This is a genomic window from Bremerella cremea (assembly GCF_039541315.1).
Lineage (GTDB): Bacteria > Planctomycetota > Planctomycetia > Pirellulales > Pirellulaceae > Bremerella > Bremerella cremea.
In genome coordinates, this window is record NZ_BAABFZ010000003.1 from 2,643,777 (window position 1) to 2,669,071 (window position 25,295).

22 protein-coding genes are annotated in these 25,295 nt (G+C 57.0%); 8 read left to right on the forward strand and 14 right to left on the reverse strand.

All coding sequences use genetic code 11. The features are described from left to right. Positions 1-159 precede the first annotated feature (159 nt). Entirely contained in the window at positions 160-1,959 is a 1,800-nt protein-coding gene (locus ABD890_RS13080) for a spermidine synthase (RefSeq protein WP_345089913.1), read from the forward strand. A 2-nt stretch (positions 1,960-1,961) separates the two neighbouring features. Here ABD890_RS13080 and ABD890_RS13085 read toward each other — a convergent pair whose 3' ends face one another. Both ABD890_RS13085 and ABD890_RS13090 read right to left on the reverse strand, forming a co-directional pair. Further along, entirely contained in the window at positions 1,962-3,035 is a 1,074-nt protein-coding gene (locus ABD890_RS13085) for a PP2C family protein-serine/threonine phosphatase (RefSeq protein WP_345089916.1), read from the reverse strand. Positions 3,036-3,176: 141 nt separating this feature from the next. Continuing rightward, the gene (locus tag ABD890_RS13090) at positions 3,177-3,890 is read right to left on the reverse strand and encodes a sensor histidine kinase (RefSeq protein WP_345089919.1); all 714 of its coding nucleotides are present in this window, start codon (positions 3,888-3,890) and stop codon (positions 3,177-3,179) included. Between the two features lie 222 nt (positions 3,891-4,112). Between ABD890_RS13090 and ABD890_RS13095 the strand changes: the two genes are divergently transcribed. Continuing rightward, positions 4,113-4,598: a HEAT repeat domain-containing protein gene (locus tag ABD890_RS13095; protein WP_345089922.1), complete on the forward strand. Its 486-nt coding sequence runs from the start codon at positions 4,113-4,115 to the stop codon at positions 4,596-4,598. Positions 4,599-4,846: 248 nt separating this feature from the next. Further along, positions 4,847-5,791, forward strand: coding sequence for an endonuclease/exonuclease/phosphatase family protein (locus tag ABD890_RS13100; RefSeq protein WP_345089925.1), 945 nt, complete (start codon positions 4,847-4,849; stop codon positions 5,789-5,791). Positions 5,792-5,809: 18 nt separating this feature from the next. Here the strand turns inward: ABD890_RS13100 and ABD890_RS13105 are convergent, their stop codons facing one another. From ABD890_RS13105 to ABD890_RS13130, 6 genes are all read right to left on the reverse strand, one after another. Continuing rightward, the gene (locus tag ABD890_RS13105) at positions 5,810-6,286 is read right to left on the reverse strand and encodes a DUF6960 family protein (RefSeq protein ID WP_345089928.1); all 477 of its coding nucleotides are present in this window, start codon (positions 6,284-6,286) and stop codon (positions 5,810-5,812) included. Positions 6,287-6,444: 158 nt separating this feature from the next. Continuing rightward, positions 6,445-8,301 carry a vWA domain-containing protein gene (locus ABD890_RS13110; RefSeq protein WP_345089931.1) on the reverse strand — a complete coding sequence of 619 codons (1,857 nt, stop codon included), beginning with the start codon at positions 8,299-8,301 and terminating at the stop codon, positions 6,445-6,447. Positions 8,302-8,394: 93 nt separating this feature from the next. Beyond that, positions 8,395-8,877, reverse strand: coding sequence for a TadE family protein (locus tag ABD890_RS13115; RefSeq protein WP_345089934.1), 483 nt, complete (start codon positions 8,875-8,877; stop codon positions 8,395-8,397). A 105-nt stretch (positions 8,878-8,982) separates the two neighbouring features. Then, the gene (locus tag ABD890_RS13120; RefSeq protein WP_345090899.1) at positions 8,983-9,489 is read right to left on the reverse strand and encodes a TadE/TadG family type IV pilus assembly protein; all 507 of its coding nucleotides are present in this window, start codon (positions 9,487-9,489) and stop codon (positions 8,983-8,985) included. Positions 9,490-9,759: 270 nt separating this feature from the next. Continuing rightward, positions 9,760-10,350 carry a hypothetical protein gene (locus tag ABD890_RS13125; protein WP_345089937.1) on the reverse strand — a complete coding sequence of 197 codons (591 nt, stop codon included), beginning with the start codon at positions 10,348-10,350 and terminating at the stop codon, positions 9,760-9,762. A gap of 83 nt (positions 10,351-10,433) precedes the next feature. Next, positions 10,434-10,652, reverse strand: coding sequence for a hypothetical protein (locus ABD890_RS13130; protein ID WP_345089940.1), 219 nt, complete (start codon positions 10,650-10,652; stop codon positions 10,434-10,436). Positions 10,653-10,748: 96 nt separating this feature from the next. Here ABD890_RS13130 and ABD890_RS13135 point away from each other — a divergent pair, with 96 nt between their 5' ends. Further along, the gene (locus ABD890_RS13135; protein ID WP_345089943.1) at positions 10,749-11,417 is read left to right on the forward strand and encodes an RsmD family RNA methyltransferase; all 669 of its coding nucleotides are present in this window, start codon (positions 10,749-10,751) and stop codon (positions 11,415-11,417) included. A gap of 232 nt (positions 11,418-11,649) precedes the next feature. Further along, positions 11,650-14,331: a hypothetical protein gene (locus ABD890_RS13140; protein ID WP_345089945.1), complete on the forward strand. Its 2,682-nt coding sequence runs from the start codon at positions 11,650-11,652 to the stop codon at positions 14,329-14,331. Positions 14,332-14,337: 6 nt separating this feature from the next. Here ABD890_RS13140 and asnB read toward each other — a convergent pair whose 3' ends face one another. The 4 genes from asnB to ABD890_RS13160 form a co-directional block, all read right to left on the reverse strand. Beyond that, on the reverse strand, positions 14,338-16,254 hold the full coding sequence (gene asnB, locus ABD890_RS13145) for an asparagine synthase (glutamine-hydrolyzing) (RefSeq protein ID WP_345089948.1): 1,917 nt from the start codon (positions 16,252-16,254) through the stop codon (positions 14,338-14,340). Between the two features lie 7 nt (positions 16,255-16,261). Further along, positions 16,262-16,762, reverse strand: coding sequence for a MarR family winged helix-turn-helix transcriptional regulator (locus tag ABD890_RS13150; RefSeq protein WP_345089950.1), 501 nt, complete (start codon positions 16,760-16,762; stop codon positions 16,262-16,264). Positions 16,763-16,926: 164 nt separating this feature from the next. Continuing rightward, complete coding sequence (locus tag ABD890_RS13155) at positions 16,927-17,481, reverse strand: glutathione peroxidase (RefSeq protein ID WP_425548475.1); 555 nt, start codon at positions 17,479-17,481, stop codon at positions 16,927-16,929. A gap of 257 nt (positions 17,482-17,738) precedes the next feature. After that, positions 17,739-18,041, reverse strand: coding sequence for a transcriptional regulator (locus ABD890_RS13160; protein WP_345089953.1), 303 nt, complete (start codon positions 18,039-18,041; stop codon positions 17,739-17,741). Positions 18,042-18,295: 254 nt separating this feature from the next. On the opposite strand from ABD890_RS13160, the gene ABD890_RS13165 reads away from it, so the two are divergent. The 3 genes from ABD890_RS13165 (at position 18,296) to ABD890_RS13175 (ending at position 23,115) form a co-directional block, all read left to right on the forward strand. Then, positions 18,296-21,025, forward strand: coding sequence for a hypothetical protein (locus tag ABD890_RS13165; RefSeq protein ID WP_345089956.1), 2,730 nt, complete (start codon positions 18,296-18,298; stop codon positions 21,023-21,025). Between the two features lie 80 nt (positions 21,026-21,105). Further along, entirely contained in the window at positions 21,106-21,699 is a 594-nt protein-coding gene (locus tag ABD890_RS13170) for a hypothetical protein (protein WP_345089959.1), read from the forward strand. Positions 21,700-21,726: 27 nt separating this feature from the next. Beyond that, positions 21,727-23,115, forward strand: a complete 1,389-nt coding sequence (locus ABD890_RS13175) for a glycerate kinase type-2 family protein (protein ID WP_345089962.1) — start codon at positions 21,727-21,729, stop codon at positions 23,113-23,115. Between the two features lie 71 nt (positions 23,116-23,186). Here ABD890_RS13175 and ABD890_RS13180 read toward each other — a convergent pair whose 3' ends face one another. Together ABD890_RS13180 and ABD890_RS13185 are read right to left on the reverse strand one after the other, a co-directional pair. After that, a complete protein-coding gene (locus tag ABD890_RS13180) occupies positions 23,187-23,618 on the reverse strand; it encodes a peptidylprolyl isomerase (RefSeq protein ID WP_345089966.1) in 432 nt (143 codons plus the stop codon). A 185-nt stretch (positions 23,619-23,803) separates the two neighbouring features. Continuing rightward, on the reverse strand, positions 23,804-25,207 hold the full coding sequence (locus tag ABD890_RS13185; protein WP_345089968.1) for a DUF1598 domain-containing protein: 1,404 nt from the start codon (positions 25,205-25,207) through the stop codon (positions 23,804-23,806). Between the last annotated feature and the right edge of the window lie 88 nt (positions 25,208-25,295).

The window sequence follows — 25,295 nt, forward strand, 5'->3', positions numbered from 1 at the left end:
TGGTTTGGGGGCAGTCCGACCGTTTGGACGACCTGTATGCTCTTTTTTCAGGTCTTCCTCTTCGCGGGTTACCTTTATGCGCATTTGTTAGCAACGTGGTGTCCCCGTCGCTGGCAAGGTTTAGTTCATGCCGGATTGATGCTAGCAGCCTTGCTGTTGATGCCGATTTCCCCAAGTGAAGAATGGAAGCCGCCAGCAGATGCCTGGCCGGCGGGCTATATCTTGCTGCTTCTGGTCTCGCACCTGGGGCTACCTTACTTCTTGCTCTCGGCCAACGGACCGCTGCTGCAACATTGGTTCAGCGAGATCGCCCCCGGCAAAGTGCCTTACCGACTGTATGCCTTGTCGAACATCGGGTCGCTGGCCGCTCTGCTGACCTATCCGTTTGTTGTCGAACCGAACTGGACGTTGCCGATTCAGTCTGGGGCTTGGAGCTGGGGCTACTTCGGTTTCGCCCTGATCCTGCTGCCGATTGCCTATAAGATCTCACGCCTTCCGATCGAAACGATGTCGACGGAATCGAGCGAATCGACGACGGAAGGTGCCGACGAAGCCGCCCCAAGTTGGAAGACGATGGCGGCCTGGGTTGCGCTGCCGGCGTTTGCCTGCATCATGCTGTTGGCAACGACCAATCACGTTTGCCAAGACATGGCGGTGGTCCCTTTTTTGTGGGTGGTGCCATTGAGTCTTTACCTGCTGACGTTCATCTTCTGCTTCGATGGTGATGGCTGGTATCGCCGGGGATGGCTCGGCTGGATGACCATTGGCAGCATTGTGCTGATCAGCGCCTTGCAGCTTCTGGGCGGAATGCTCGACATTGCCTGGGTTGCGGTATCGTACTTCGGAGCGATGTTCTTCGTCTGCATGATCTGCCACGGCGAACTGGTTCGCTTGAAGCCTTCGCCACGTCATCTGACATTGTTCTATCTCACGATTTCCGCCGGTGGAGCAATCGGTGGTTTGTTCGTGTCGCTCGTTTGCCCGATGATCTTCTCGCAGTATTACGAGATGCCGTTGAGCTTGATCGTTGCGTTCGGGCTGGCGATGTATGTCACCGTGACCTCGGTCGAGAAGCAGTTTGGCTCGGTCCCTCTTTGGTCGATGGGGCTGATGTTTCTGGGCATGTTGGCGATGTTGTCTGGCCAGCTTCGCGGTTTTCAGTCGGACTACCTCGAGTCGCGGAGAAATTTCTACGGAGTGCTGAACCTCGGTCAGGTTCCGACCGCCAATGGCGAGTCGATCTTGGCGATGTACCATGGCCGGATCATGCATGGGTTTCAGTACCAGTCGCCGGAGAAGCGTCGCAAGCCAACGTCCTACTATGCGGAAGACACCGGCGTCGGCCTGACGATGGCTCGCGTACCGCAGGCAGAAGGCAAACGGGTAGGCGTGGTCGGACTAGGAGCCGGAACGCTGGCCGCGTACGGCAAGCCGGGCGACTACTTCCGCTTTTACGAAATCAACGACGATGTGATCGAGATGGCGGAGGAGTCGTTCACTTACTTGAGCGATTGCCTCGCCGAAACCGACATCGTGCTGGGCGATGCCCGGCTTTCTCTGGAGCAAGAGCCCGACCAGAAGTTCGATGTGCTGGTGCTGGATGCCTTCAGCGGCGATGCGATTCCGACGCACCTGCTCACTCAGGAAGCATTCGAGATCTATCAGCGTCACCTGGCCGATGACGGCGTGCTGGCGATTCATGTCAGCAACAAGCACCTCGACCTGCGGCCGGTCGTGTTGGGAACGTGCGATCAATTCGACTTCGAGACGCTTTACATCACCACGGCTCCCGATGCCGCCACCCAGGCCACCGGTTCGCAGTGGATCATCGCGTCGAAGAACTCGCAGTTTCTCTCGGACGACGCCATGCAATCGGCGACGACGAAGCTAGGTCCGAAGATGGTTTATGCCAAGCCTTGGACCGACAACTTCAGCAACTTGTTGGAAGTGCTGAAGTAGGTCTACAGAATCTTGATGATCACCGCCGTTAAATCATCTTGAGGCTGCGGCGCGGAAGAGAACGCGATGACTTCGCTGTCGAGCGTTTGCACAATTTGGCTGGCCGATTGCTGACGATGATCGGCGATGAGATCGCCCAGTCGCTGCATGCCAAACTGGCTGCCATCTTGTCCGACCGTTTCGTGAATGCCATCGGTGCACAGCACGAGAACCTGGCCGGAACGAAGTTCTTCCACATTTGGTTCCGGGAATTGGAAGGTTGGTAGAACGCCCAGCGGGGGGCCGCTTCGTTCCAGTTCGTGGTGGCTGCCATCGACGTCGATCAGCAGGCCATTCTGCCCTGCCCCGAGATACGCGAGTCGATGCTTTTGCAGGTCGAGCTCCACGACGATCGCCGTCATGAAGTCGCCAGTCTCGATGTCGTCACTGATCACCTTGTTCCAGGTATTCAAGATCGGCTGACATTCTTTTCGCGTGTGCGAGATACCGCGAAAATAAGACCGCGACGTCGTCATCAGCAGGGCCGGCCCAAGACCATGCCCACAAACGTCGGCGACCGTTACCAGCAGACGATGGTCGTTGATCTGAACGAAGTCGAAGTAGTCGCCACTGGTCCATTCGGCTGGCCGGGTCAGAAAAGCGATCTCCAGCCCTTCCATCGAAGGCGCACGATGCGGCAGTAGGTTCGCTTGCACTTTCTGGGCGAGTTGTAGTTCTTCGCGACTATGCTGCACTTCGCGATTGAGTAACGCGTTTTCGCTTGCTAGTAAGGCCCTGGCAGCTTCGTTCTCTTTAAACAGTGGCTCGATCGTGCCAATGCCGGCAAAGAACAAGATCGAGGTCAGCAGCGTCGCCAAAGTTTGCACCCAGAGGGTGGGCTCCCAGACGATCGTCTCTGGCGGGTTCCGGTAGGTGTCGATCAAGCTGGCACCGATCCAGAAGGTCATCAAGATGCCGGCACCCGAGATAAACAGCCAGGCATAGCGACGACGATAGATCGCATTGAGCCGCAGTGCCATGACGACTGCGACCAATTGAAACAGAGCGGCGAGTGCCAGAACGAGGGTGAATGCCATGTTGCTGCCGTTTCCGATTCCTTCCGGCGAAGGGATGAGGCCAGTTCCCCACGATTGTCAAGGATCGTTAGGCGGTCGGCAACTTGGCAGAACGGACGATTCGCGAATCTTCGCGCGGAAATCGATTTCACCTGCTTTCGGCTACTTGGCAGTGATCGGCAGTCGGAGCGTGATTTCACTTCCTTTGCCTGGGGCACTTTCGATCTTGATCTCACCGCTCAGAAGATCTGCCTTCTGCTGCAGGCTTCGCATTCCGTAGCCTACTAGCTTCACCGTTTCCAGGTCGAAGCCGATCCCGTTGTCGATCACTTTGCCGACGAGCTGGTCATCTTGTTGATGCAGTGCGACGACGATCTTCGAGGCCTCGCTATGCTTGCGTGCGTTGGTGATGCACTCTTGCAGGAAGCGGAACAGCGTGGTCCGTTGCCAGGGAGATAGCGAAGGAAGCTCGGTATCGACTTCCAACTCGACCGTGGCCAGTGACGTCGACGGCAGCTTGAGGAACTCGGCCAAGGCCGCTTCGATGCCCTCGTCATCGAGCTTCTTGGGGCTGAGGCCTTGGATCAGGCGTCGCGATTCGGCCAGGGCTTCTTCCAGGATCGCCCGGCAACGTTCAAGTGCCGTCGGATCGGGCTGCTCGTGCTGGTACGACTCGAGGAACAGCAGTGCGGCCGTTATTTGCTGGGTCAGCCCGTCGTGGATTTCAAATCCAATCGATTGCCGCCACCGCTCTAAATGGTCGATGTAACGCCAGAGGTTGGCCTGGGCCTCGCGGCTTAGTGGCGGCGTCCCACCGGTTTCGATATCTTGAGAGCCGGAGGGGCTGGCCTCTTCGGCACTGTCCGAAAAAGGCATCGGGTTATTCACGAAATGGGGATTCATAATCTCACGTTGGCGCTAAGCTAGGTGCGGTCATAGATCCAAGAGTTGCAGCCCGTCGCCGGTCTGCCAATGCCCCTCATCCGACATGGTACCCCCATGTGGGTGGATCGTTTAGCGCAATTCTGCTCAATGAGCTGAGAATTTGCGAATTGGGCAGAAAACTCCGACTCAACTTTGTTTCTAGAAAGCAACTGTATGGAGCCATCGATCGCAATCCAAGCTTTGGAAAGCAGTAACGTCGACGAGAGGCGGCAAGCCGCGGAGGCTTGTGCCAAAAATACCGACTTGGCCCAGGCCGCTGTGATTCCTCTTTGTCGATGCTGTGCCGACGACGACGAACAAGTCAGCGAGTGGGCGAACGGTGCCCTTGAAGAGTTGGGACCGCCTGCCAAAGAAGAACTGCCCGCGTTGATCGATCTCTTAACTGCCGCAGCGCCAACGGCTTATTGGGCGGTGACCCTGGTTGGCCGGCTCGAAGAAGCTGGCTCCCCTGCCCTGCCCCAGTTGGTGGCTGCGATCAATCAACCGGAAACCCCGACCGAAGTCCGCGATCGTGCGATCTGGGCGATCGGCAAGATCGGTTCGGGCGATGCGTCGGTACACGAGGCCTTACAGAAGGCAGCGGCCAGCGACAATCCTCGAACGGCCCGGCTTGCTGCAAGTACGCTCGAAAAGCTGTAAGTCTTTGACTTGCAGCTGATCTCTTACGGCGCGACCGCATCGACCTCTCAGCCGCTGCTAGCGGTTCGCGCCGGGTGCCTTCTGAAAAAGAACCATGCGGCAACGCTTTTCCTGCTTTCAACGCAGTGACTGACCTGGAAGCGTTCTACACGTTCCGCTAAGGTTGCCCCGCATTTGTTGGGGAATAGGCCGAAGGATGGCCTGCTTTCCATCACGGATCGACACCGCACATAGCAAGGAGGCTTCTGGTGCGTGCTCTTATTTTTTCGTCGCTGGCGTTTCTCGTAGGTCTATTTGCCGCTACTGGCTGCAATGTCGAGCAGATGCTGGAGCAATTGCCCCAGACGCCTGCTGGTGGGACCACCGTGGCCGCGCAGCCGGGCGAGTCGATTCGGATTGCCAGCTTCAATATCCAGGTCTTCGGACAATCGAAGATGGATAAGCCCGAGGTGATGCAAGTCTTGACCCAGGTGGTCAAGTCGTTTGATGTCGTCGCGGTGCAAGAGCTACGCAGCAAAGAACAAGACGTCATTCCACGTTGGCTGGAAATGATCAACGCCGATGGTTCGCACTGGGCCTCGCTGGTTGGGCCTCGAATCGGTCGAACGGTGAGCAAAGAGCAGTACGTCTTCTTGTACAACACCGCCAAGATCGAGTTCGTCGAGAAGAGCGATTTCACGCTCAACGATCCGCTCGACCTGCTGCACCGCGAACCGTATGTCGCTTCGTTCCGTGCCCGCGTTCCTGAAGGCGTACAGCCGTTCAGCTTTACATTGATCAACATCCATACCGACCCGGACGAAACCGACCAGGAATTGGACGCGTTGGCAGAAGTCTATGAAGTGGTCCGTCAGGCGAACCCGAACGAAGACGACGTGATCTTGCTGGGCGACTTGAATGTCGACTACACCAAGCTCGGAATGCTCGGCAAGATCCCAGGTATCTTTGCTACGGTCCAAGGTACGCCAACCAATACGCTGCAAACCAAGAGTTACGACAACATCGTCTTCGATCGACGACTGACGACCGAATTCACCGGCGACGTGGGCGTGCTCGATCTGATGACCGCTTTCAAGCTGACCCAGGAACAAGCCAGCGACGTTTCGGATCACTTGCCGATCTGGGCTACCTTCACCGCGGCCGAAACAGGCTCGGGCTCGGTGGCTTCCGCCGCGGCTGGCACCACGCGTTAAGCAAGCAATCGACGAGGTTTAGTCCTCGTAGGTATGCATCGCATGAAATTCCTTCGGCGGCTCGTACGGTTTTAAATCTTTGGCCAGATAAGCGTTCTGGCTCTTGAGATCACCGCGAATCAAATAGTAATGAGGTTCGCGGTGGTAGTCGCTCCAGCGGATCGCATAGATTCGGCCAGTCGACATCTTGTCGCCATCGACCTGGTTGGCCAATTCGACGATCTCACCCATCTTGTACTTCGGCTCCGGCAATTCTTCCACCATGACAGGGCGGGCCCTTAGCGTCACATCGCCGTAGCTTAGCTCGTACCAATCGTCATTGGTTGCTTCGCGACGAAAGATGACATCGCTCGGAATCAGCCCCTCGGCCTTATGACGATCTTCAGGATGAATCCAGTCGTCGCCATCTTCCGGCCAATGTGGGAACATCACCCAGCTAACCGGCGGTTTGACAGGAAAGGTCTCGCTGTGTTGGATGGAATTTGAATCGTCCATGGTCGGCAATCAGAAGAGGTGGTGTCGTCGTTAGAATGCTTCCTTCATTCTAACGAACCAATTGCCAGACAAGAAATAACACAAGGTGGTTGCCCCGAGTCGAGACTTCAAAGGCAACCACCTTGCTGGACACGTCGTGGTGTATGTCGGAGTTTGGCTTATTCCTGGGCCTGGGTCAGGTCGTAGACCAATTGCGGTGGTGGAACCTTGGCCGCGATCTGCTGGAAGGCTTCCAACATCTGGGCTTCCAGTTCGGCAATGGTCGAACCCCCTGGCACTGCGATATGAATCCCGCCGCACGCACCGGCGATGGCGGTCATCAGTTGTCGGTCAGCCGAAGCACCCACGCTCATCGTATGCACGGTCACTCCTCGCTTGTGGGCTTGGACCGCTTCATACAAGGCATACTGCTTCGAGCGGTCGCCGGTTGTGTAGTCGGCCCGGCCGTCGCCGTCGTAGTCGGTGACTTCATTCCAGTTCCAGTTTCCGGGCAGGCTCCAGCCGTTTGGGTATTGGTTGGCGTTACCGTCAGTCATCACCACCATCGTCGGACGAGCCCCGTGACGCGAGTGATCCAGCAGAAGCTGATTCGCTTCCTTCACACCGTAACCCATCGCCGTGTAGCTACCGTAGTGTCCGGCTTGCTTATGACGCTGAATGGTATCGAGTGTGTCGTACTCGTCCGAAATCCAGTTGCCATTTAAACTGGCGTAGGTGTCGCCATCGTTCAGCGTATGTTCCACTCGCGACGATTCGTCGTAGGAAACGATACCGACTTCATCGCCAAAATCGAGTTCTTCCAGGAAGTCGAGGAACAGCGAGAAGCCGTTCTTAATCGCGTGAAATGGATAGTGTGGCGACTTCCACAAGTCCTGCGTTTCGTAGTTGTGATAACGGTTGGTCAGCAGGTAGTCGACAAAGTTCAACTTGCCATACTTCTGCCGGTTTCCGCTGCTACTGGAAACGTTGTTGCGGCAATAGTTGATGAACTCGTCCCAGCTACCACGCGAGTACGGATAGTTCAAGTTCGAGAGACCGAAGGCATCTTTGACCGCGCTGTTGGTATCGCGGAATTCTTCGCCGTTGCCGGTCGCGTTGCCGGCCCGGACGTAGACCCGATCGATCTTACGACCATTGTAGCTGCCGGTTCCCTTGAAGGTTCCACTGGTGCCACTGGCGTTGAAGGTCTGGGTACGGCCGTTATCGAAGTAAAGGATCACGCGTTTGAGCGTCTTGGTCGATTTGACAAAGACTTCGCGATCTTTGAAAGTCACGGTGTTTCGAGGTGCGCCACTGTTGGTCGGAGGAGCACCCACAATGGTCAGGTAATCTTGTTCAAAGGTCAGGCTACCAACGTTCGGGTTCATCGAGTTGAAGATGTCGACCATGTTGTTCTCGATGCTGTCCTGACCAAGACGCCCGATCGAGGAGTAACGGCTGTCGTCATTCATCGAGCCCGAGAAGTCGAGCACCACGACCATGTCGCGTGCTTCGACGAAGGCGATTGCTTCCGCTTTCAAGTCGATCGTGGGCTTGCCGACGGCCCAGCCGAAGGCGAGGGCCAGCGAACTATCACGGGCCGCCATATCAGGCTGATCGCGGTGAGCGACCACTTTCACGACGTTGTATGGCCCTTCGTTCCAGTTGATGTCCCACTTGCCGGTGCCTTCGTTGTAAGTTCGTTTGCCAAAGATCACATCGCGGGAAGGGTCAATGTAAACGCCATTACGTTCCGCCACGTCGACTGCCATCTCGCGAGCATATTCAAGCGAGATGGAATTGGGATCGCCTCCCTGAGGAGCATCCTGAACGGCGGACGTAATTTCCTGCGAAGCCGCCAATGCCGCCGCGTCGACCGCGTTTTGCAAGCGGGTTTGTTCCATCGCGATCAAGCCCGAGTCGATCCCGAGCGAAAGGAATGCGAACAGAACGATCATCACGAAGGCCGCGAGCACGATGAACACACCACGCCGAGGTTGTGCTGGCTTCAGCCGGAAGTGTCGTTTACTGGCCATGACTCTTATCTCTCTGTACCTGCGGGGGAGTTCAGTCGGCGTTGCCAACTGGTTTTGATTGGGGGCGGAACGGACACGCAAGAGAACTGATGACTATTGAACAATCGTCGACCGCGTGTTGCGGAAGATTACGGCCGTAGACAGGTCGTAATCTACTCCGTCAGGTACAGGCATTGCGGCTACCTCCGAAAACGGAAGGGCAATGCGTACCTGAAATAAGTCGAGATCGTTATTGGGATCATCCAGGTCGAAGGATTCGCCCGGCTTGTTGGCCGGTTCGATCGAGATCTCAAGCTTGTCGGGGTTGTACCCGGCAGCTTCGAGACTGCTTCGAATGTCTGCGATGATCTTGTCGTTCGAGCGTAGTCCGCTGGAAACCCAATCGGCGCGATCCATGGCGCCAAGTCGAGCCCCGTCGCGAGCAGCCTGGGCTAGTTGCGAGTAAGTATCGAACAGCCGGCTGGCTTCCAACATTCCCAGAATGAGCGTCAAGAAGACCGGAGCGATCACGGCAAATTCGACCGTCGCTGTAGCCCGTCGGTTATTGAGTGCTCGTCTTCGCTTGAATAGGTTCATGGCACTGGGTAGTGGAAAAGAAGAATTAGATAAAGCACTAAAGTGCGTAAGTTGCTTGTCTGAAAAAGCGTCGTCAGTTCCTGTCTGGGATTCGTCAGCCAGAGATTATTCGTGACGAGTAAAGGTCTGGCCGCTGAGCGTGACACCGCCCAGCCAGGGTTGAGGGATCAGCGAAACCTCGCCGTAAGGGATCGAGGCGCGGACCATGAACATCTGTCGTGGTTCCGCGTTTTCGAGTTCGATATCAGGCATTGCCTGGAAATCTGCGTTGGTTTTCGGAGCATCTCCACCGGTGTCGAACATGCTCGCGTCTTTAATCTGGATGTTGACCATCGCAGGATTAACGGCACCGCCCATGCGGTCGCGGGCATATTGTTCGACCTGAGCGGTTGTCGCTCCGGTCGCGGAACCCCAGCGAGCAGCCGTTCGGCAGGCATTCTTCAGCACGTTGTTAATCATCGTGGCATGGCCAAACTCGATGATCGCGAACACAAACATGAAAAAAACCGGCATCACGAGTGCAGTTTCCACAATCGTAGCGCCGGTTCGCTTGCCCTTTTTGTCATGCGAAAAGCAGGATACCCGACGTGAATGCGGACGCGGTCGCCACATGGCGAGAGCCTCTTCAATGGTGTGCGGCAACGCCGCGGTTTCGTGTTAAGAGAATTGGTTCCGTAACAACCGCACTTGACCCCCTGAGCAGACGCATCAGAGGATCGGGATTGGTTGCTATTGAAAACCTAGGTCACGAATCTATCTTGTGCGGAAAGAAATTCTGGGGATTCAGCGCAATCGCTCGTCCCGGCGCACTAACGTGAGATATGCCAACCGCTTTCCAAAGCCGTTGCGGTTGGCCGCGTACGTCCTACGAAGATAAAAGCGTTACGGGCCTTCTTCCTGGGCGACCGTATCGACCAGCACCAGGATCGTGCCGGTATCTTCGTTGTAAGCGTAAATTTCGTACCAGCGAAGCTTCGCCAGTTGGATCCGGTTGTCCTGCAGCATCTGCTTGAACTCAGCATAGGTCGGCGACTTGCCGTTCACAGCTTTGTACTGCTGCAGTTGATGCTTCAGCCCCAGCGTGCTCGCCTGGGCGGCCAGGGTGAAGTAGCCCGAAGCGGCCTGGCTCAATGGATCGGTGCCTTCGATTTTGCCATCTTTCACCTCGATCCCTTCTTTCATCAACCACTCTTTGGCGTTGACGATCTCGTCGGTAGTCTGGTGGATGACACCCTTCTTGGGCTTCGATTCGGCCGGCGGCTGTGCGGTTGGCGATACGCCCGGAGGAATCATCGTCTCAGGAGTGAGAGCCGGTGGGGCGCCTCCGGAGGCTGGTTCGTTGGTCGGTGTCGAATCCCCAGAAGCTGACCCTTGGGCCGGTGCCGACTGGCCGGAGGGTGGGAGATCGACCAGCGGTTCGCCTTCGCAACCAACCAATGCCAACAACGCAACGCAGAGAAAGATTCGAGTCATGGAGAAAGAGCCAATCCAATGAAGAGGAATCGTCGAAAACCATGGGCTCTATTTTCCCCCCGAAAGCCAAGCGATGCAAGCAACTAGGACGAGGAAGACCGGGCCGCCTGGGAAGCACAGTAGCCCCCCACAAAGATACCCAGCAGACAGCCCAGAAATGCCACCGCCCCGATTCCCAGCAGAATGAAGCTGCCCAGCGCGATCCCCATCAAGGCGATAATTGCCGCCAGGTTGCCTATCGCCACGCAGTAAATCTGCCGCCGACGCCACTTTTCGATCGTTAATCGCTGCTCTTCGTTCATCTCTTCGGACCATGTGGGGTGCGCACCAGAGGGGAGCATGTTACTATAGACGCTTCTCAACAGTGCGTCTTTCCCTACTCCCTTGCTTGGACTTGCATGGCCAAACGTCGCCCCACCAATAAGAAGCCCAATCGTGGATCCGGCCCGCAATCGCAGCCGATGGTGGACACGCCGATGCGCATCATCGGTGGCCAACTGAAGAACAAGCGAATCGAGTACTCCGGCGACACGCGTACCCGTCCGATGAAGGAACGGGTCCGCGAGGCGGTTTTCAACCTGGTCGGCCCTTCAATCAAAGGAAAGATCGCCGTAGACCTGTTCGCTGGTACCGGAGCCCTCGGGCTGGAAGCAATCAGCCGCGGCGCGATCCACGCTCACCTGATTGAACGCCACGTTCCGACGTCTAAGCTGATCCGGGCCAACGCCGAAGAGCTGGAAGTAGTCGACCAGGTTTCGATCTACGCCCATAACTCGTTTATCTGGGTGAAGAAGGAACTGGATAATCTGCCGCGGACCCCTTGGGCTGTGTTTATCTGTCCTCCGTACGAGTTCTTTGTGTCGCGTATCGAAGAGATGGACAAGCAAATCAACACCCTGCTCGAGAGTGCTCCGGACGGAAGCGTGTTGATTGTGGAGTTCGATCAGCAGTACGACGGCGCGAAACTTCCCGACGCCGAGAACTGGGACGTCCGTGTCTACTCGCCGGCGCATGTGGGTATCTATCGAGTTACGGAAGAAGACGCGACCGACGAGCCAGCCGAATAAACGCCGGCAGCTTTGCTGGCAATCTCCCACCGAATGTGGTTTCTGACGCTATCTGCCTGCGCGTTTCGGTAGGCTCTCGCACGCTGTTTTCTGCTAGCAGTGCATCTTTCCAGGCAAGGTTTCAGATCCGCTCGGTCTGTGACCGATGTAGGGAGAAGACGGCTTAGTCCGAATTCACCGAGTGACGATGACCCCCCGGCGTATTCTCTTGAGCGTGAAGATTAAAAGGCGGATGAAATCCAAACGGCAATACCGCGTGTGGCTGGTATCAATACTGTTGCCCATGATCGGCCTGTCCGGTTGGGCAGTTGCTGCGCCCGTCGAAGAATCGATGCCATCGGTTCTCGAAGAGCCGGCAACGATGGCGCTGGAACCTCCGGTGCAGAAGCAGTTCCAGCCACTTTCTAAGGTTCCTACCGAACCAGCCCCGGCCAACCAAAGCCAGACCGTTCCGTCGGTCGCTCCGGGGATGGGGTTACCGGACCTGCGATATCTTCATCAGCAGCTACCCAAAGCGGTCGATAAGATCCGCGACATGTTGCTGCCGGTCGAAGCGCCTGCCGAGGCAGACCCGAACGACATCACCCAGCCGATGGACAAGCCGGTCGAGACGCTGAACACACCTGGCCTGGACGAGATGTTGCCTCCGGTCGAAGTCAGCCCCTGGCGAGACCCGACGATCGAAATCCCGCTGTCGCTGTCGCACAACCTGCCTAGCCTCGAGCGGATGCCACTTATCTCGTACAAGCCCGATACCCGCCAAGATGGCAACTTGTACCGCATCACCGACGATCCTGATAACGCGAGTGCCTCGTTCCCGTCGCTTGATCCACCTAAGGTTCTGCCGCAAGTCGATATGGCTCGGCCGCTGTCGTATCGTTGGCCTAAGACGCCACAGATCGACCAGATGCTCGGTCGCCTGGACGAGTACACTTCGGCCCGCAAATGGTCGAAGGAGCTTCGCAGCGCTCTCCGCCAATTGCGGGAAGAGTCGTCCATCGGTACCCCGCAAGCCACGCAGTATCTGCGAACCCTGTCGGACGTGGTGAGCCATGCCGTCCCGTTGGCCGAAGGGCTGGAATTGGGTTGGGAGCGAACCGATGTCTCGCAGACGTATTACGCCATGCTGCGTCGGCTTGATTTGTGGAACCAGGCCCATGCCATCATCTTAAGTGGCACGGAACTTCATGGTTCGCCAACCACGCTGGGCGATCTGCAGCAGCGATTGGAAGCGGCCGAAGCTGTGCTGCGTGATGGTGGCCAGCTATTGAGCTGGAGCGATTACCTTCGTTTCAAGCAGCTTCGTCAGGCGATGGATAATCCGACGCCGCAGCGGATGCAGGAAGTCGCCAGCCAGGTTCTTTCACGTCTGGAGAGCACCGATTTCGACGAGTCGCAACGGCAGTTGCTGTCGCAGCCACCGTTTGTGAACCTCGCCCACTCGCTCCGCCCTTGGTTGGGTATTTCGTTCAATCCTGAAACCACCTTGGCCACGATTGAACGATACGAGCTGGATCAATCGGCCGACGATGCCAAGCAAATCGCCATAGAAGCGAACTTGCTGCAGCATCACGGCCAGGAACCGATCATCGCTTATGGCCGCCTGATCGATCACACCTACCGCAACGCCAACGCCCGGTTCGAGGTCAGCCAGCAACTGATGCAGTCCTTCATGCCGGAATTGAAGCCAGACGAATCTGACGTCGACGATTTCATCCTGGGGGCACGCGTCCTGGGCCGAAGTCGGGCTGAGATGCACTTGAACGTTCGCCCAGTGCCTGACAATCAGCAGTGGCGAGTCCAATTAGAAGTGCTTGGTAACGTTGATAGTCGCACCCGTAGTTACTCGGGCCCAGTCACCATTTTCAACCGTGGTCGGTCCCGCTATCACGCGGCCAAGCAGGTCGTGGTGAACTCGAAGGGCTTCTGGGTTTCGCCTGCGGTCGCTAGGGCCGAAACGAGCACGAGCGTTGACAACCTGGAAAGCGATTACGATGGCATCCCGCTGATCGGCTCGATCGTCCGCAACGTGGCTCGCGGCCAGACCGAAGACAAGAAGTACGCCGCCGAGCAAGAAGTCGAGCGCAAGGTTCGTAGCAAAGCTGAAACGCAGTTGAACGATCAGCTCAATGGCAAAGTTCAGCAGTGGCAAGACAAGCTATACGTCAACGTGGTGGAACCGCTGAGTCGTTTGGGGCTCGAACCATCCGTGGTCGACCTGAACACCAGCAGTCGTTCGATCAGTGGTCGCTTCCGTGGTGCCGGCTCGAAACAGTTGGCTGCCCACACGCCGCGACCTAGCAGCCCGATCGGCAGTGTGATGAGTGTTCAACTGCATCAGTCAGGCTTGAACAATATGATCCGCCAGTTGCGACTGGGTGGACGCGAACTGACACCGCACGAGTTTCTGTATGAGATCAGCGCCCGCTTCCCGGCGATCCAGGGCGAAACTGAAGAACTGCCTGCCGAGGTGAAATTTACCTTCGCCATGGAAGATCCGATCCGGGTCGAGTTCAAAGATGGTCAGGCTCAGTTGACCCTTCGTATCGACGAGCTGAAGGTCGACGACAACCGCTGGGAAAACCTGGAAGTGTCGGCCCTTTATAGCCCGACCAGTGTCGACTACGACGCTAAGCTGGTTCGCGATAGTACCGTCTTCTTGACCGGCAAGCGGCTTGGATTCCGCGATCAGATCGCTTTGCGAGCTGTCTTCCTGAAGGTGCTCTCGAAGAAACACGAGATCCCACTCTTCCCGGAAGGTGCCAGTGTCGATCCACGATTGGCCGACTTCAAAGTCGATCAATTGGCACTGCACGAAGGTTGGCTGGCTTTGTCGCTGGGAACGAAGACGAAGAACCTGCAGCCCAACAAGCTGTACCGAGTGGCTGACGAGCCAGCTCGTTTGTTTCGCTAAGCCGAACTAGGCATCGACCCATTCGCGATGCCACAGCTCGAGAACCAACAGTGCCCAAAGCCGGGCACTGTGATCGAACTGGTTCTGGTCGTGCTCTTTCAGCAACGTCTCGACCGTATCACGTCGGAAATAACCGCGGCTCATCGCGGTTTCTGAGAGCAGCGTATCGTGCAGCAAACCACGAAGCTGATTGCGGAACCAGGTGTTCAGCGGCACACCAAAGCCCATCTTGCGTCGCTTCCAGATATTCGGCGGCAACTGATCGCCGAAGGCATGCTTCAGCAGGAACTTGCCGCGACCCATCCGCCACTTCCATTTCGATGGCAACCGGATCGCAAACTCGGCGAGTCGATAGTCGAGAAACGGTTGGCGACACTCCAAGGCATGCGCCATTGATGCGATGTCGACCTTCGTGTTCAAGTCGCATGGTAAATAGGTCGTCAGGTCGGCCAGCGAGGCCGCCGTCATCACGTCACGTTTGCCAACGCGTTTCCAGGCCGAGTTTAAGAACGCATACGGATCGACATCGGGTAGGGTTTCGACGAACTCGTCGGCGTAGAGCTCGCTACGACGCGTCTCGTTGAAGATGCTGATCCAGTCGAGGTAGCGTCGCCCTGGCGTCATTGCGATCGCTTCGGCGAAACGGCGAGCGCGCCTCAGTCGCGACTTTTGTGGGCCTCCGGCCGGAAGGAACTTCATACCGACCTTCGAGCCAAAGCGACCCACCGGGCCGAGCATGTCGACCAACGCCGCCAGACGAACGGCTCGGTAGCGATCGTATCCGGCGAACAGCTCGTCGCCACCATCGCCACTAAGTGCGACGGTGACATGTTCGCGGGTCATCTGGGCGACGTACCAGGTCGGGATCGCCGAGCTATCGGCGAATGGTTCGTCGTAGTGATGAATCAGCTTCGGCAGCATCTCGAGGGCATCAGGCGTGACTTGAAACTCGTGATGTTCGGTCCCCAGGTGAATGGCGACCTGGCGAGCATAGCTGGTTTCGTCGTATTCCTTTTGAGGGAAACCAATCGAGAAGGTCTTCACCTTCTGATCGGTCAGCTTCTTCATGGTCGCCACGACCAGCGACGAATCGATCCCGCCAGAAAGAAACGCCCCCAGCGGAACGTCGGCCTGAAGTCGCAATCGAACCGAATCGGTGAACAATCGAATCAGTTCCTGCTTGGCGTCCTCTAGCGAAATGTTGATCTCGTTCGAGAAGTCAGGCTTCCAGTAGTTCGTGACGGTGAGCTGCTTGCCATCGAAGGTCAGGTAATGCCCCGGAGGCAGTTTGTGGATGCCACGGAAGATGCATTGGGGATGCGGAACGTATTGATACGTCAGGTAGGCATCGATCGCGCCAGGATCGATCTCACGCGAGACACCAGGTACCTGGAGGATTGCTTTCAGTTCGCTGCCGAACAGCAAGCGGTCGCCTTGGATGGTGTAGTACAGCGGCTTCTGCCCGAGGCGATCGCGTCCCAGCACGATTCGGCGATGCCGTGCGTCCCAGATCGCGATGGCGAACATGCCATTGAAGTGCGAGAACAGTTCCGGCCCTTCATCTTCGTACAGATGAACGATCGCTTCGGTATCGCTGTGGGTTTGAAAGGTGTGTCCGGCACCTTCCAGGCGGGCTCGCAATGATTTGTAGTTGAAGATCTCGCCATTGAAGACGGTCCACACCGACTGATCTTCGTTGGCCAGCGGTTGATGACCGCCGCTGAGGTCGATAATCGAAAGCCGACGATGCCCGAGTCCGATCCCTGGCACCAGACCGTAAGGCTGAAGATCTCTCGGCGAGCGGTGATATACGCCGGAGTCGTCCGGACCGCGATGCGACAAGCTGTCGGTCATCCGCCGGAGAACTTCTTCGCTCACCTCGTTTTCAGGAGAAACCCAGAACGCGCCCGCGATGCCACACATAGATGGTCTATTCAGATCCGTCGCAAAGAGGTGTGGCTTCCGCTCGCATACGGGCCTTCACCAGCAACTGGTTCAACTGGATGAGTTCTTCTTCGGTCATATGACCAAGGTTCTGCTTGTGGATTTCAAGCAATGGACTGCGGATCGTTTCGACCAGTTGGCGCCCCTTGGGGGTGATCGAAATCATGACCACGCGGCGATCGCTTTCGCTGCGATTGCGCTCGACCAGTTGGGCCTCGGCCAGACGGTCGACCAGTCGCGTAATATCGGGAACGCGGGTGACCATTTGCTGAACGATCTCCAGGCATGGCAGCCCTTCGCCATGATGCGAATCGAGGATCTTCAGAATGTTGTACTGGGCACTGGAAAGACCATGCCGCTTCATCAAACGGCCAGGAGCGGCCGCGATCATGTTGTGCGAACGAAGCAGGTTCAGAAAGGTTTCCAGCTCGATCGACTCGAACGGCTGGTCCTTTTTCAGCTGCTTCTGCAGAATCGATTCGGGCAAAACGAAAAAACCTTCCAGCGAGAAGAATATTACGAGCGACTGTTTCTATTATTATCAGAAACCCAAGGGCATGGGGGCCCAGTAACAAAAAAGCCGCCGACATTCGCCAGCGGCTTTTTCTGTTGATCGCAAGGAAGTGATCCCAGGCGTCTCGCCCGAGAGCACTAGTCCTTCTTCAATTGCGTTTCGATCGCTTCCACCACCTTGGCGTCGTCTGGTTCGACTGGGGTCCGGAAACGGGCAACCACTTTGCCATCTTTGCCGATCAGGAACTTCTCGAAGTTCCACTTCACGTCGCCAGGATCGCTGTCGAAGCTCTTCAGCTTGGTGTACAGCGGCAGGGTGTCGTCGCCGTTGACTTCGACCTTTTCAAACATTGGGAAGGTCACATTGTACTTTTCGGTGCAGAAAGCACGGATGTCGGCGGCGCTACCTGGTTCCTGACCGCGGAACTGATTGCAAGGGAAGCCGAGGACCGTGAAGCCCTGGTCACCATACTTTTCGTACAGAGCTTGCAGCGGTTCGTACTGGGGAGTCTTGCCGCACTTGCTGGCGACATTCACGATCATGACCACCTTCCCTTTGTACTTGGAAAGATCGACCTTTTCGCCTTCCAGCGACTTCACTTCACCAGTCAAAACTTCATCGGCAGCCATGGCCGAGACCGAAAACGCAGCCAACAGGGCCAACGACGCAAAGACGGATAGAACCGACTTCATAAGAGGGACTCCTAACATATGCAGGGGGGAATTCTGGTTCTAGGCAGGACTTTGGCAACCAATAGTTGTGCCAACAGCCATGTCTTAGTGTACCGGTCGCGCAGGTGTCGAGGCAACAAACTTCTTAGGCAGGCCCTGCGAGATCCGGCAGGAAAGTGGCAGGAGAAAAAAAGCGTGGCAACGCAATTGCTCCCGCCTGGGTCTTGCATTGCCACGCTTGAGGTAGGCTCGATGGGGGGTGTTTCTAACCGGGGGGATTAGATGTCTTCGTCGTTGCCGTTGGAGTCGGCTTTGTACTGATCGCGTTCGCGACGAGTCGCTTCCAGGTCAAACATCAGGTACTTCATGTCCAACCGCAGTTGGCTGAGGGCTTCCTGGACCAGGGTATAGATCCGGCGACGACGACGGCTGTTTTCGATGACCTTGTTCACCGCTGGTTCCAACACTTCGCGATGTTCGGTTGGCAACTTGGCAATCATGATGGCCAGCTCAACCAAGTCCTTTGGCAATTCGTCTTGGGTGGTGGCTTGGTCTTCGATGCGTTCGTTGGCTTGGCTCATGATGATTCTCCGCAATTGAGTTGTTCGCTTCTGACACGATTATTTGCAGCCCTCGTGCCACGAACGTGCAAGCATCCAGTCTATGCGACCTAAACCACCAGTGGCAAACAACTTGTGGAAATTGCCAAAAAGTGGAAGCATTTCGACATGTGGTTTTTTTGCCTCGTGATTGATCTGGAATCCATTTCTAAATCTAGGTACAAGCACGACTTACGGCCAAAGAAACATCTTGTTGAATCCAGGAAACATTGGGCGTGAAATCACGTCACGCGGCAACCCCATTTCTGATCCTTCTGCTGGGCATGATGCTTGTTAGCAACATGACCGGCGTCCGCTGCGCGCACGGCGAAGTGATCGAGGACTTTGAATCTGCCGTCACGACCTGGCGTCCTTCCTCCGCCGACGCTCCGATCAGCCAGATCGAACATCAACGTAAGGTGGGCGACTCGCACATGGGGGCCAGCAGCGAACAGATTGTCGTTCGGCTGGGACAAGGTTCGTATGTTTACTATGGCCATACGGTCGCGCCAGCTCGCGTGGTGCCCGACCTGCAGTATTCGGTCTGGGTGAAGACCGATCGGCCAGGCATTCAGATCGCGGCCCGGGTTGTCTTTCCTCGGAGCCTCGATCCACGGACTCGACGTCCGATCACGACACGAATCTTGGGCGATCGCTGTAACCATCCGGACCGCTGGACACAGCTGGGCATTCGCCAGATCGACCGAATGGTTCACGAGCAAGTCACGGCACTCCGGCGCGAATACGGAGCCAAGTTCGATCCGCGCGAGGCGTATGTCGATCTGATCGAGTTGAATCTCTACTCGCAACCCGGCCTGATGCGGGTGCAGATCGACGACCTGGAAGGGGAAGGCCTACTCAACGTTCCTCAAACGCAAACCACCTCGCAGCATGTCGCCATGTCGGGAGGCATCCGTGGGATGTCTGGCACCACCGGGGCCAACGTGCAACTGGCACCGCCAAGGGCCGAGTCCGCCTCCAACGGTCAGGTCATCGAACTGAACGATCACCCCGCCGTGCCACGTATCATCGACTACAACGGCGAGCCGCTCGCGTTCCTGAAAGGACTTGGCTTCACGGCTATTCGAACCAGTCAGGCTCCTTCGCCGCGGCTTCAGCAGGAACTGCTGCGATACAACATGTGGAGCGTCAGTTCGCCGCCCGAAGGACGCGAGCCGAAAGATCAATCAGGCGTTCTCGCATGGGAACTACCCATTACTGACGGGGAAGATGGTTTCTCTGACTTTGCGATTCGCGCGGCTGACTTGCGACTGCTGGATGGTCGGAAGCCAAGGCCGGTCCTGGCGATCGCTCCGGGACGGGTACACGACTTCAGCCAGCACAGCGAGATCATCGCGTCGCGGCATCCGGTGCTCGGAACCTCGCAGACGCTGTCAGACTATGCCCGCTGGATGCAGTCCTGGAGTCTGTTCGCTTCTCCAAGTGTGACTCGCTGGGCAGTTGTGCCAACGCAATTTAGCCCGAACACGCAGCGGCAGGTTTCGTTGCTTTCTCAAGAGTCACAAGTTCCGATGGCGTTCCAGCCACAGCAGCTCGAGAAAGAAGTTTTCCTGGCACTGTCCAACGGTGTGCGTGGCATCGTGTTCGAGAGCAACACGCCGCTGAACTCGGATCACCCGGTCGACCTATCCCGGAGGACGGCACTCGACATCATCAATCGCCGGATGGAGTTGATCTATCCCTGGGTCGCTCAGGGAACACCACGTGACGGTGCGTTCTCGGAAGATCCGAATGTTCATGTATCGATGTTGGCGACCGATACGGCCATACTGTTGATCGCCGTGCGAACTAATCCGGACGATCACTTTGTCGTGAAGCCGCTGCCCGATCGAAAGGTGACGGTTCATGTGCGCGGCGTGCCGATGGCCGCTGAAGCTCATCGTATTGGTGACTCCGGGATTCATCCGGTCGATCACACACGCGGGCTGGGGGACATGCAGGTCAAACTTGAACCGGGTGAGCATGTCTCGTTGATCTTGCTGACGCAAGACCCACGCGTCGTTTCAGCGATCCGCGCTCGCAGCGAACGGCATCGTGTCGAGATCGTCCGCTTGCGAATGGAAGCAATCAGCCAAGAGTTTGAATTGGCTCGCAACGTTCAACAGCAACTAGAGTCCCCTTCCGATTCGCCGGCGATCAGTCGCGGGATCGATCAGGCCTGGGCCGACATTCGTCAGGCTCGCACGCTATTCGCCGACTACAACCTGCAAACAGCCTACGACTATATCCAAAAGGCGGAACGCAAGGTGGCCACCGTGCAGCGATTGCAGTGGGAACAGCTCGCGCAGCAGTACCGCTTCGCGTTGACCAATCCCACGCTCATTTCGTACGACCTGGTCCCGTTCGCTTCACGACTGCAAGGTAACCTGCAGTACCTTCGCCCTGGCGCCAATCACCTGCCAGGGGGCGACATGGAAGATCCGACCTTCGTGCTTTCCAGTGGCTGGATTCAGCAGATCATGCCCCAGCCAGGCTTCGACTCGGCCGTCGAGTTCTCGCCTCAGCAACCCCACGGCGGGAACTACTCCGTCTCGATGCGGGTCGCACCTGATGCCGATGGACTTTATGCCCGGCCGGAACAGGCACCCATCGCGGTACGAAGTGCCAAGGTCAAGCTGGAGCCAGATCGTCTGGTATTGGTGCGTGGATGGATCCGGATTCCTCAGGCTCTCTCCAAAGAGTCCGGCGGTGTGCTGATTCACGACTCGCTGGGGGGACGCGAACTCGGTTTGCATTTGACCGAGGCGACCGACTGGACCGAGTTCAGTTTGATCCGCGCGACCGGCGACGCCGACACGATGTATCTCACGTTCGAGCTCAACGATGTCGGTCAGGTCTTTCTTGACGACGTGACCGTATCGACCTATGAAGCAGGTCGCGGGCCCGAGATCGCTCCTGGTTTCCAAGAGACCGACGACGACCGATTCCAAACGCTTCAACCGTAGTTGCTGCTCGCACCATTGGCCAGGTTGCGGTAACATCGATGCTTTCCAGGTGTCGTCCACTTCATCGATAGAGCAGCGTCGTGATCTTTCCGATCTTCCTCGGAGAAATACCTATCCCCAACCCCTTGCTGGGCGGCCTGGTACTGGGCCTGATTGCCGTGGGGGTGCTGGCTTACTGGTTCGTCTGGCCTAAGAAAGACGAGCCGCCGGAGGTAACCCCAGTCGACATCGCCATCGACCCGATGGTTCCCTCGGGACCGAAGTCGCTACTGGGACCCGCCGTACGGGTCTACAACGTACCGGTGAGGATTGTCGCAATCGTCGTTGCGCCAGCAGGACGCGGTCATGACATCCTTAGCGAAGAGACTTTGCGAGGGCTGATGGAGAGCTTCTTGCCCCAGATGATGGATGTCGTACGAGCCCATCGACCCGACGTCTATCGCTGGCCTGGACAGATGAGCACGCGTGGTTTCAGCCAACGTTTCTTCGCCCAAGCCAATCTGCCAGGAGAGCATGGCGAAGGGACCCCTTGGTCGGCGATCGCTGGCCGTTTCGACTACCAGGGAACCGGCTATCTTGTCGGCCTGGTTGGTTGTGCCGACGAAGACAATCCCCTAGGGCATATCCTGGTCGAACAGAAGCAGCAATGGACTGACATCGTCCGCATTTCTTAAACGAATCAAACAGAACGCGAAACGACCATGAAACGTACTCCGGAACAACTGGCCGAAGATGTCCAAGCGATCTGGCAGGCGGGCGTCGACGCCGTTCGTAGCGACCAGTTGGTGTACGACGCGGTCGAAGTCGCCGGCGATACGCTGTACGTGGGCGATTCCGAATTTCATTTGCCGGCGATCAAACGCATCTTCGTGGTTGGTGGCGGCAAGGCGGGGGCCGGTATGGCGGCCGGCCTGCAGCGGTCGCTGGGGGAACAGGTTTTAGAGTCAAAGCACGTGCAAGGAATCTTGTCGGTGCCGGCCGACTGCGTGCAAGAGTTGTCGCACGTTCAGCTCAAAGCGGGACGCCCTGCTGGACAAAACTCGCCGACGGTCGAAGGAGTCGAGATCACGCGGCAGATCTTGCAGTTTTGCCAATCGATGACAGTGCACGATCTTTGCATCTGTTTGATCTCTGGCGGAGGTTCGGCCCTGCTCCCTTCGCCGATTGATGGAATCAGCCTGAGCGAGAAGCAAGACCTGACCCGGTTTCTCAGTTCCAATGGGGCGAACATCGAACAGCTTAACACGGTTCGTAAGCAGCTCAGTCGTTTTAAAGGGCATGGCCTGGCAATGCAGTGTCAGGCTGGCAATCTGGTCAGCTTGATCATCTCGGATGTGCTGGGCGATCCGCTCGACGTGATTGCGTCGGGGCCGACGGTGCCGAACTCAACGACCGCGGAAGATGCGTTGAACGTGTTACGATCATTCGGTGTCGATTCGATCGAGCGATTCAAGAACGTGATGAGCGTGCTCGAGTTGAAAGCGGAGCGTCATCCGCGTAACGATTCACGGACGACCTGTGGGGTGGCGAACTATGTCATCGGCAACAATGCCGTCGCGGTCGATGCCGCTGGGATCGAAGCCGAGAAGCGAGGCTACTCGCACGTGATGCATTGTTCGACCGGCATGGAAGGCGAAGCCGAGGAAGTCGGGCAGCATTTGATTCGCATGGGAATGAAGATGCGAAGCGAAGCTGGTCCCGATTGTCTGATCACCGGTGGCGAACCTGTCGTGCGACTGGCCGACGAAGCGGAACGTGGCGTGGGTGGTCGCAACCAACAGCTCGTTTTGGCTGCCCTGCAAGAGGCGATCGAGAAGCAACCGGCAAATCCGCTCGAGGGGATGGCGATCTTGAGTGGCGGGACCGATGGCGAAGATGGTCCGACTGATGCCGCGGGAGCCTGGATGGATGCCAGTTCGGTCGAGGCGATGCGGCAGCAAGGGCTCGATCCAGAGGCGTTCCTCAAGCGAAACGACGCGTACCATTTCTTTCAGCCGCTCGACCGCCTGGTGAAGACCGGGCCAACCCATACCAACGTGTGCGATGTGCGCGTGGTGGTGGTCGATCGGATTCAGCCGCAGCCGAAGTAGCGTTCATAAAAAAAGGCGACCTCAACATGTGAGGCCGCCTTCTTGTTTGGACGGAGACGAAAGGCTGGTGACTAGCCTTCGGTGACGGTCACTTTTTCCATCTTGTCGCCTTGTTCGATCGCATCGACGATATCCTGACCTTCGGTGACTTTACCGAAGACGGAGTGCTTGTTGTCGAGCCAAGGGGTTTCGGTGTGAGTGATGAAGAACTGCGATCCGTTAGTGTTCGGACCGGCGTTAGCCATCGACAGGATGCCAGGGCCGTCGTGCTTCAGGTCTGGATGGAATTCGTCGGCGAACTTGTAGCCAGGACCGCCGGTGCCGGTGCCTTGTGGGCATCCGGTCTGGATCATGAAGTCAGGAATCACGCGATGAAACTTCAGCCCATCGTAGAAGCCTTCGCCGGCGAGCTTTTCAAAGTTGGCGACCGTCTTGGGGACTTTGTCGTCAAACAGTTCCAGCTTGATGGTGCCCTTGTTGGTTTCGATGGTGGCGACTTTCATCGTCTTTCCCTTAATTGCGTTGGGGGTTCGTTTTGAGATTCGGCCTTCATTATAGCGCGTTCCTTTCAGGCCGATAACCGGGCATCTGACCGGAGTGGGGGATGGGGCGACCCAAGAAACGACCAAGGCCGAATCGTTTGATTCGGCCTTGGCTTGATTTCAACTCGCTGGGCGAGGGAGGGTAACTAGTCCCACCACCACTGACCAGCGGCCAGGTTATCGAGGTTGATATCCTTCTGCGTTTCGGCCAGTTCACCCTTTTCGTCCTTCTGGACATTTTCAGGGGTGAGGGCTTCTTTGGCTCGGATTTCGACACCACCGCCGATTGGGGTCAGCAGGCGATTGCCCTTCCAGATCGCGTTGACGGCCGTTTCGACCGTTTCTGGAGCGGCCAGGTTTTCGACTGGGAACGAATCTTCATCAGCGAAGACACCCAGGTCGAAACCGCTTTCCTGGTAGTAATCTTGTTCCTGGATGTAAGCGGCAGCGATCAGCATGTCGATCAGGTCTCGCAGTTGAGCGAAGACCGCTTCACGTTCGGCCAGCTCGCCATACTTCTTGGTGAAGGTCGAGGTGAACATGTAGCTCGAACGATCGACGGCATTCGTCTGCTGACGACCACCCTGCATGGTGACCATTTCGCTGGCACCGATCAGCTTGACCCCTTCGCCCATCAGTTCCATCGCCAGGCCATCTTCCGAAACCTTGACGCAGTCGTAGTTCGGGACGAAGTACCAACGCTGCATCGCGTTCGAGGCGATCGAGCCTGGTCGGGCCTTTTCGACGTAGCTAGGAATGTTGACGGGTGGCTGTTCCAGGCCAATACCAATCAGCTTCATGCGATAGTCGGCTTCGACCATCACGCGAGCGAAGTGCGTGTTTGGCGAGACGCCACGAACCGAAACGACCTGCAGGCCGAGGGCGTTCTTCATCGCACTAACGATGGCCTGGGTGTCGCCAGGACGAACGCTGGTTTGTGGGATCGAAGCGATCACCTGATTCAGCTTGGCCAGGCCTTCCTGAGTCGGGTCGATCGAAACACCGACGTCGTTGGTCCCCTTCGAGTAAGGAGCAAACGCACGCAGAGCGACGACCAGGTCGTCCAACTGCAGCGTGGCCTTACCGGAGTAAGTACCGACGTTCACGCCGTTCAGATCGCGAACATAGCCTTCGGCCGTACCGGCGATGACAATGTCTTTCGTGTCTGGGTAATAGAAGACGTACTGGATCTCGTTCAGACCAGCCAGGTTCTTCATTTCGTCTGGGATACCGCCACCCTTGGCAACCGCTTCCGCGACTGCTTTCTCGAGGCGATTGAGCGAGACTTTACGAAGCTTGCTCGGACGATTCAGTTCTGGTGGAAGAACCGAAGCGGCTTGCTGCACGCGACGACGCATCAGTTGACCCGTCGGATCGAGTGCGCGACGCATCTTCAGCACACCTTGGGCATCGACGAAGATACCAGCGGCAACGGTCGTGGTGTCATCGTCGTCGTCGTCGGTGGTCTGAGCGAAGGCGGTGTTTGCACTCAGCGTCAACATGAGAGCGACCGCGAGCAACGACCACAGCTTGATGAGTCGCAAGTCCATAGTAGATCCCTGGATGTGTTCTTAACTTGAGAAGGTGAAAAGACGGACGTACGTCCGGAGCACGGCCTGTTAGTAGTCTCCCACATAA

Bases quoted from the DNA above. Each gene is read 5' to 3' on its own strand.
- ABD890_RS13080 (WP_345089913.1), top strand. From the start codon at position 160: ATGCCGATTTCCCCAAGTGAAGAATGGAAGCCGCCAGCAGATGCCTGG.
- ABD890_RS13085 (WP_345089916.1), bottom strand. From the start codon at position 3,035: ATGGCATTCACCCTCGTTCTGGCACTCGCCGCTCTGTTTCAATTGGTC.
- ABD890_RS13090 (WP_345089919.1), bottom strand. From the start codon at position 3,890: ATGCCTTTTTCGGACAGTGCCGAAGAGGCCAGCCCCTCCGGCTCTCAA.
- ABD890_RS13095 (WP_345089922.1), top strand. From the start codon at position 4,113: ATGGAGCCATCGATCGCAATCCAAGCTTTGGAAAGCAGTAACGTCGAC.
- ABD890_RS13105 (WP_345089928.1), bottom strand. From the start codon at position 6,286: ATGGACGATTCAAATTCCATCCAACACAGCGAGACCTTTCCTGTCAAA.
- ABD890_RS13110 (WP_345089931.1), bottom strand. From the start codon at position 8,301: ATGGCCAGTAAACGACACTTCCGGCTGAAGCCAGCACAACCTCGGCGT.
- ABD890_RS13115 (WP_345089934.1), bottom strand. From the start codon at position 8,877: ATGAACCTATTCAAGCGAAGACGAGCACTCAATAACCGACGGGCTACA.
- ABD890_RS13120 (WP_345090899.1), bottom strand. From the start codon at position 9,489: ATGTGGCGACCGCGTCCGCATTCACGTCGGGTATCCTGCTTTTCGCAT.
- ABD890_RS13125 (WP_345089937.1), bottom strand. From the start codon at position 10,350: ATGACTCGAATCTTTCTCTGCGTTGCGTTGTTGGCATTGGTTGGTTGC.
- ABD890_RS13130 (WP_345089940.1), bottom strand. From the start codon at position 10,652: ATGAACGAAGAGCAGCGATTAACGATCGAAAAGTGGCGTCGGCGGCAG.
- ABD890_RS13135 (WP_345089943.1), top strand. From the start codon at position 10,749: ATGGCCAAACGTCGCCCCACCAATAAGAAGCCCAATCGTGGATCCGGC.
- ABD890_RS13140 (WP_345089945.1), top strand. From the start codon at position 11,650: ATGAAATCCAAACGGCAATACCGCGTGTGGCTGGTATCAATACTGTTG.
- asnB (WP_345089948.1), bottom strand. From the start codon at position 16,254: ATGTGTGGCATCGCGGGCGCGTTCTGGGTTTCTCCTGAAAACGAGGTG.
- ABD890_RS13155 (WP_425548475.1), bottom strand. From the start codon at position 17,481: ATGAAGTCGGTTCTATCCGTCTTTGCGTCGTTGGCCCTGTTGGCTGCG.
- ABD890_RS13160 (WP_345089953.1), bottom strand. From the start codon at position 18,041: ATGAGCCAAGCCAACGAACGCATCGAAGACCAAGCCACCACCCAAGAC.
- ABD890_RS13175 (WP_345089962.1), top strand. From the start codon at position 21,727: ATGAAACGTACTCCGGAACAACTGGCCGAAGATGTCCAAGCGATCTGG.
- ABD890_RS13180 (WP_345089966.1), bottom strand. From the start codon at position 23,618: ATGAAAGTCGCCACCATCGAAACCAACAAGGGCACCATCAAGCTGGAA.
- ABD890_RS13185 (WP_345089968.1), bottom strand. From the start codon at position 25,207: ATGGACTTGCGACTCATCAAGCTGTGGTCGTTGCTCGCGGTCGCTCTC.